Source organism: Cricetibacter osteomyelitidis, from assembly GCF_004340985.1.
GTDB classification, from domain to species: domain Bacteria; phylum Pseudomonadota; class Gammaproteobacteria; order Enterobacterales; family Pasteurellaceae; genus Cricetibacter; species Cricetibacter osteomyelitidis.
This window is the reverse complement of sequence record NZ_SLYB01000049.1, coordinates 1-7,943: the sequence shown is the minus strand read 5'-3', so window position 1 is coordinate 7,943 and position 7,943 is coordinate 1. Positions and strand designations below refer to the sequence as shown.

5 protein-coding genes and 2 pseudogenes are annotated in these 7,943 nt (G+C 42.7%); all 7 read right to left on the bottom strand.

Annotated elements, in window-relative coordinates:
* Window positions 1–458, bottom strand: a pseudogene (locus EDC44_RS12720) (hypothetical protein); the annotation flags it as partial.
* A 175-nt stretch (window positions 459–633) separates the two neighbouring features.
* Window positions 634–1,533 (bottom strand): hypothetical protein, encoded by a 900-nt coding sequence (locus EDC44_RS12715; protein WP_131979719.1) that lies wholly within the window; start codon window positions 1,531–1,533, stop codon window positions 634–636.
* Window positions 1,534–1,614: 81 nt separating this feature from the next.
* On the bottom strand, window positions 1,615–2,481 hold the full coding sequence (locus EDC44_RS12710; protein ID WP_165870271.1) for a hypothetical protein: 867 nt from the start codon (window positions 2,479–2,481) through the stop codon (window positions 1,615–1,617).
* A gap of 3 nt (window positions 2,482–2,484) precedes the next feature.
* On the bottom strand, window positions 2,485–3,807 hold the full coding sequence (locus tag EDC44_RS12705) for a hypothetical protein (protein ID WP_243647951.1): 1,323 nt from the start codon (window positions 3,805–3,807) through the stop codon (window positions 2,485–2,487).
* Window positions 3,808–3,921: 114 nt separating this feature from the next.
* The gene (locus EDC44_RS12700; protein WP_131979716.1) at window positions 3,922–4,785 is read right to left on the bottom strand and encodes a hypothetical protein; all 864 of its coding nucleotides are present in this window, start codon (window positions 4,783–4,785) and stop codon (window positions 3,922–3,924) included.
* A 3-nt stretch (window positions 4,786–4,788) separates the two neighbouring features.
* Window positions 4,789–7,599, bottom strand: coding sequence for a toxin VasX (locus tag EDC44_RS13300; RefSeq protein WP_243647950.1), 2,811 nt, complete (start codon window positions 7,597–7,599; stop codon window positions 4,789–4,791).
* Between the two features lie 3 nt (window positions 7,600–7,602).
* Window positions 7,603–7,943 (bottom strand): annotated as a pseudogene (locus tag EDC44_RS13050) (DUF4123 domain-containing protein); the annotation flags it as partial.

Genomic DNA, 7,943 nt, shown 5'->3' with positions numbered 1-7,943 from the left:
TCAAATTTGATGCGGTTTAATTCAATCAATACGGAACCTTCTTTAGTCAGATTGTTGCTTTTATCGGCTATCTTTAAGATATTCGCCAAATAATCACCATAACTTTTTGGGGATTGCGTAAGCGCTTCCGGCAACCCGGTTTGCGCATTCAGTTTCGCATTGACCAATTTTAACATTTCCGCCTGCTCGCCAATACCTTTCGCCCGCGTACTTATGCCGCTTTGTGCCGCCGTGATGAGGCTCATGAGATAATTGGTGACCGGATACAGTTTATTGGGCTGATTGTAATAATCGAGCATTAAACGATTAAGCAGATTTAACTGTGCAATAATGCTGTGGTCGCCGCTTTGTTCCGCCATGGCGCGATGTGCTTTGGTCAGGTTTATCATATCCTGTTCATATTGCGTCGGACGATAGGTTAAATATTGCTCCATCTGTTGCCAGGTTTTATTATTCACCGCGCCATCATGGGTTTCAGATTGAAATACCCGTTTTATACCGCTGAATAGCCCGTCTTTTTTATTCGCATCGCCAACCGGAAAACCGGAATAGGATTTGGCGCGTAAAAATTTTCAAAAAAACCACCGCACTTTCCGCTTTATCCCCAAAAGTGCGGTCTGATTTTAATAAGTTTTACTGCTCATCGCCGTATTTTTCAAGCCATGCTTGGATTTTTGCTTCGGTTTTCTTTTCGTTGTAGCCACGTTGTGGGAACAGGCTGAATTGATAAAACCAATTAAAATAGTCGCTGCTTATCCGTTTTTCCTTTTTAAAGTAATGGGCAAATTCTTCATCGGGATTGTAGCAGCTTAGATAATCCTGAATAAATTCAAGCAAGGCTTGATTTTGGTATGGGCAGGCGGGGCGGTAAATGCCCAGCAATAAGCGGCGTTTCTTGGCTTTTGCCTGGTTTTCATGGGGCAGATGAATCACCAAGGCACCATGTGGCTTTTGGCGTATCCATGGGGTAAACATTTCGGGTTGAAGGTAATAATTCAGTATCCCTTGATTGCGTTTGGCGGAAAGGGGATAACGCAGAATATACAGTCGCCCCCAATCCCAAAAATATACCAAACGCCGTTTGCTATCAAAACGCACCGCACGCCAGCGTGGGGAGATCACCATATAGAACCAAAAGAGGGGAAGGAGGATATTAATAAACAAGTCCCAATAAAAATCATTCCTACGTTTGCTTAGTTTATATTCAACAAATTCTTTATAACTTAAGCCACCAAGGATATACCCAATATTGTCAGGATCTTGGAGAAATAAAAATTCTCTGTCTATACTTGGCATAGGATCTGTGGGACATAAAAGTTCGTTGAAAGTACTGATAAGAACATCAATATGGTATTTTCTGCTATCACTAAAAAAATAATTATTGATAGACAAAGCTATAATAGCTAAAAACCACACCCAAGAAAGATCGGCACGGATATGTCCGTCGGTATAGCGACGCACTTCAATCACTCCATTACCCAGTTGCTTGACATTTCGGGCAACCATATCGGGGCTATATTGTTTTTCGGTCATTTATTTTCTCTTTTATAAAATTTTCAGAAAAACCACCGCACTTTTCAGTCGGCAAAAGTGCGGTCAGATTTTGAATGGGTTTTACTGCTCATCGCCGTATTTTTCAAGCCATGCTTGGATTTTTGCTTCGGTTTTCTTTTCGTTGTAGCCACGTTGTGGGAACAGGCTGAATTGATAAAACCAATTAAAATAGTCGCTGCTTATCCGTTTTTCCTTTTTAAAGTAATGGGCAAATTCTTCATCGGGATTGTAGCAGCTTAGATAATCCTGAATAAATTCAAGCAAGGCTTGATTTTGGTATGGGCAGGCGGGGCGGTAAATGCCCAGCAATAAGCGGCGTTTCTTGGCTTTTGCCTGGTTTTCATGGGGCAGATGAATCACCAAGGCACCATGTGGCTTTTGGCGTATCCACGGGGTGAACATTTCGGGTTGAAGGTAATAATTCAGTATCCCTTGATTGCGTTTGGCGGAAGGGGGATAACGCAGAATATACAGCCGTCCCCAGTCCCAGAAATACACCAAACGCCGTTTGCTATCAAAACGCACCGCACGCCAGCGTGGGGAGATCACCATATAGAACCAAAAGAGGGGAAACAGAATATAAAACCAGCCCCAGTAGCGGTTTGCCCAGTGCATTTCGAGCATCTCAGTTTTATACAAGTCATACTCATTTAAAGGTATATCTTTTCCTAAAGATGTTGCTATATCAAAATATCTTAACCATCCTTTTTCTAATGCCCAATCCACCGAAATTGCCCATTTTATATAATGAAACATATTCTGATCGGTTAAGTAATCATAAACAAGTATACCCATCATCCCTAAAAACCACACCCAAGACAGATCGGCACGGATATGTCCGTCGGTATAGCGACGTACTTCAATCACTCCATTACCCAGCTGCTTGACATTGCGGGCAACCATATCGGGGCTATATTGTTTTTCCATGGCTTATTTTACTCCTGTATAGCTGATTTCACTTTCAAAATAATCGGCACTTAATCGATACCACCAATTCGAGACATCTTCCCCCAGTTTCGGGTATTTCACTTTAACGGTTAGACTATTCATTATGGTTGTACCTTGGCTCTTACGCATATAGCGATAATGTCGCAACGTATTAATTTGTGTGAGATCAATTAAGATCTCGCCCTCCGATAAAAACGCTTTACGTACCTTATCAGTGGGAATAGGTACGGATACGTAACTTTCCATAGGTAATGCGGAGTGAGGGGTATAATCCGTTATATGGATTTCCACTTCCAGTTTATTAACACTGCTTTCATCCTTAAATGCTGGGCAATAGGCTTTTAGTTGATATTGATTTGCTAATGTAGTATCAATACCTATTCCCCAGACTAAGTTATAGAAGCCTTCCATTTCTTTTTCGAAGAATATTTTTATTTTTTGAGAATCACTAGATTGTCCCAAAGTAGCTAATGCTTTTGCTTGAGATAATCTATCTGATAAATCTTGTCTCTTCACTCCCCAATACGTCCCCGATCTCCCCCAGAACCCCGTTCTCACCCACAGCTCAAATTCATTATCCGATACCAGCATCGTTAGGGTTGCCGTTATCGCCAACATTGCCCCAATACCGATAAAGACGCCTGTATAAGCAAAAGTTGAAATAAAGAAACTCACTTCCGCCATACCCGCCATAATTGCCGCATTCCGTGCGCCCGTATTACCCGTGCGTGTCTCTTTTATCGCTTGCGCAATGGAAATCACCACCCCCAACACATTGGCAAAACGCCCCACATTCTGTAATGTTAAGTAGCGGGACAGTTGAAGCCCTTTACCCACTTTGGTTTCTATTCCAATCGGGGTCTTAAAGTTTATTAGCCCATGAATCTGCTTGACTGCCGCACTATCCAATTGACGGTAGAATGTTGCCATCGCCTCCTTGACTAACGATTTATTTGTCCGCTCCAAACTACCGACCAATGCGGCAAAATCATTAGTCAGCCCTACCGCCGGATGTAAAAACCACGCCGACAACGAACCGGCATTATCCGATTTATACTTCATCCATTCTTTTAAATTCACGATTAAACTTGCACCGGCAAAAAATGTGCCGACCGTTTCATTCACCCGAACCAGCCGTGTCGCCGGCGTATGTTCGTTTTTCACTACGACCTGTACGTTCATATTAATGTAATGGGATGTGCCCGCCCGGATATGTTTGGTTAATTCCGCCCGATAATGTGCCGCACTTAACCCGACAAAAAGTTCATCGCTATTTTTTATCAGCGTATGCATCTGCTTATTCACAATCGCCGCCCCCGCATTCACATTGTTAACATGTGATGTGCTGATTTGTAAAAATTTTCAAAAAAACCACCGCACTTTTCAGTCGGCAAAAGTGCGGTCAGATTTTAATAAGTTTTATTGCTCATCACCGTATTTTTCAAGCCAGGCTTGGATTTTCGCTTCGGTTTTCTTTTCGTTGTAGCCGCGTTGTGGAAATAGGCTGAATTGATAAAACCAATTAAAATAGTCGCTGCTTATCCGTTTTTCCTTTTTAAAGTAGTGGGCAAATTCTTCATCGGGATTGTAGCAGCTTAGATAATCCTGAATAAATTCAAGCAAGGCGTGATTCTGGTATGGGCAGGCGGGGCGGTAAATGCCCAGCAGTAAGCGGCGTTTCTTCGTTTTTGCCCGGTTTTCATGGGGCAGATGAATCACCAAGGCACCATGTGGCTTTCGGCGTATCCACGGGGTGAACATTTCGGGTTGAAGGTAATAATTCAGTATCCCTTGATTGCGTTTGGCGGAAGGGGGATAACGCAGAATATACAGCCGTCCCCAGTCCCAGAAATACACCAAACGCCGTTTGCTATCAAAACGCACCGCACGCCAGCGTGGGGAGATCACCATATAGAACCAAAAGAGGGGAAACAGAATATAAAACCAGCCCAAGTAAAAACTAGAATGATGTCTTCTTAACATTCCCTCAGCAAATTCATTAAAGTTTCTTCCATCGTAAGTGAAACCAATATTTTGAGGATTTTCATAAAATTTAAAGGTTTTTTGTATGCTTGTTATAGGATCTATTGCCCATAATATTTCCTTAAATATACTTTGAGTAGTCAAGTAATCATAAATAATCACAGCCATAACACATAAAAACCATACCCAAGACAGATCGGCACGGATATGTCCGTCGGTATAGCGACGTACTTCAATTACCCCATCACCTAACTGTTTCACATTACGGGCGACCATATCGGGGCTATATTGTTTTTCCATGGCTTATCTTACTCCTGTATAGCTGATTTCACTTTCAAAATAATCTGCATTAAATCGATACCACCAATTCGAGACATCTTCCCCCAGTTTTGGGTATTTCACTTTAACGGTTAGACTATTCATTATAGTTGTACCTTGGCTCTTCCGCATATAGCGATAGTGCCGCAACGTATTAATTTGTGTGAGATCAATTAAGATCTCGCCCTCCGATAAAAACGCTTTACGTACCTTATCAGTGGGAATAGGTACGGATACGTAACTTTCCATAGGTAATGCGGAGTGAGGAGTATAATCCGTTATATGGATTTCCACTTCCAGTTTATTAACGCTGCTTTCATCCCTAAATGCCGGGCAATAGGCTTTCAATTGATATTGATTTGCTAAGGTAGTATCAATACCGATACCCCATACCAAGTTGTAAAAACCTTCCATTTCTGCTTCAAAGAATGCTTTAATTGTTGTAACTTCATCAGATATTGCATTTGATGATAATTTTTCTGCTTTTGAAATTTGACCTTGAATTTTATCATCTCTTTTATCTCCCCAATACTCCCTCGATTCTCCCCAGAACCCCGTTCTCACCCACAGCTCAAATTCATTATCCGATACCAGCGAGGTTAGGGTTGCCGTTATCGCCAACACTGCTCCAATACCGATAAAGACGCCTGTATAAGCAAAAGTGGAAATAAAGAAACTCACTTCCGCCATACCCGCCATAATTGCCGCATTCCGTGCGCTCGTATTACCCGTGCGTGTCTCTTTTATCGCTTGCGCAATGGAAATCACCACCCCCAACACATTGGCAAAACGCCCCACATTCTGTAATGTTAAGTAGCGGGACAGTTGAAGCCCTTTACCCACTTTGGTTTCTATTCCAATCGGGGTCTTAAAGTTTATTAGCCCATGAATCTGCTTGACTGCCGCACTATCCAATTGACGGTAGAATGTTGCCATCGCCTCCTTGACTAACGATTTATTTGTCCGCTCCAAACTACCGACCAATGCGGCAAAATCATTAGTCAGCCGTACCGCCGGATGTAAAAACCACGCCGACAACGAACCGGAATTATCCGATTTATACTTCATCCATTCTTTTAAATTCACGATTAAACTTGCACCGGCAAAAAATGTACCGACTGTTTCATTCACCCGAATCAGCCGTGTCGCCGGCGTGTGTTCGTTTTTCACTACGATGTGTACGTTCATATTAATGTAATGGGATGTGCCCGCACGGATATGTTTGGTTAATTCCGCCCGATAATGTGCCGCACTTAACCCGGCAAAAAGTTTATCGCTATTTTTTATCAGCGTATGCATCTGCTTATTCACAATCGCCGCGCCCGCATTCAGATTTTTAACATATGACACACTAAGTGTTTCTAAGGTTAATCCCGCCGCCGCTAAAAAACGTCGATAGGGTATTGCATTCGTCACCCCTTCTTCCCAAAGGGACAGCTGTGCCGACATGATTGAGTCTATCGTGACATCAAAACGTAATGCCTTTATGCTCAGTTTTTTTAACGCGGCTTGGGGCAGTTGATTCAGTTTTTCACCGATAGACAGCAAGTTAGCTAAATTATCGCCCCACGAGGCGCCGGTGAGTAATAACTTTTTCTGATATTCCATCCCTTTCGGTGTGTTGCCCAATCCCGCCATCGCCGTGCCGTAATACGCCATCGCATAATCCGCCATTGACGCCAGTCTTTCCCATTGCTTTTCATTTTCTTTACACAACGCCTCTAACAACGCCATTTTAGTCTGCGGTGTCCCATTTCCACTTTGGTTTAAGAGCGTAAACTGCGCCTTAGCAAGGTTTTGCATAATGTTTTCTTCCATTAACGGCGACTTTTGCGCATAGTATTTAATTTGTTCGCGCATACCTTCAGCTACCGGGTCGGAACTCATCAATCGTTTAGCCCAATTCGGATTCTTATAAACATGTTGCTCTATCTGTTCAATCGCCTTGGCAGTAGTGACCGGATAAAGCAGTTTGGCGAATTCGTTTAAACCGTTAGCGTGAATAACCTGATGATACATTGAAATATCTTTTGCATCGCCAATGCGGTCAAAAAGTGCAATCACCATCGTTTTCTTTGCCGTACAATGTTCAAACACCTTATGTTCCGGATGATAACCAATCCCCGTGGCTCTGCGATAGCTATCATTTTTATCTTGCCCGGCCTTTGTCGGTTGAAAATCCGCCACCTTTTCGGCAAGCTCTTTCCCCGGGAAAATAAACTCGCCCGTGCCGCTTAAGGGAATTTTCTGCATGATTTTTTTCCGTGCTTCGACATCATGCTCTAATTTTTCAAACATCTCCGGTGTCCAGCGAATTTCACTGTAAGCACATTCTATCTCGCCGACCTGGGCATGCACGTAAGCGTAAGGGAATGAGCGGGGTAATTTTTTCCATTCTCCGCGTGCCGTTCCGTCCGCCCAGACATATTGACTAAAATGATAAGGCAGACCCCAACTATCGGGGTTAGGCGCATTACTGTCATCTTTTGACACATTGTATTCAAATATCAACCAACGTTTTTTCTCATCTGTGGTATGCCCCACATGTTTAACGCGAGCAAGAATATACAGATACCCTTGACGCAAACGGCGTAAGTCATAATTCGGATCGGCAATGCCCGTCGGCATTGGTGGAACCGTGCCTGTTTGAGCCGCGTTGTTTAAGGCATTCGCCGTCAGGCTGAAACGCACCGGAAATATCGGTACAATATCTAATTGACAGGCAAGGGGTTGTCCTATCGTTAGGGCATTTGGATCGATGCGTGGATCGGTAAGCGCATTGGTTTTATTTGGCATAGTTTATTCCTTGGATTCCATCACTATTTTTACTTTTTCATAGAGCAATTCGCTGATTTCAACTTCGGTAAGATCATTTCCATATTCCTTTTCAAGTTCACACCAATAATGTGTAAGTTTACTGACATCGCCTGAAAGGTAACAAAGTACCTTAACTAATTGAATGACACTTCCTTCTGTTTTAAAACCAAATTCAAGTGTGTTATTAAAATATGTTGCAATATCCGCTGCGGGGATTTTTTGTTGCGGAAATTCCGCCGGAATAATCTCCGTTTGTAATTTTTTCAGTAATCGATGCTTACCGCGCTCTGTTAGAAATCCCTGCAAAAATTCATCATATGCCA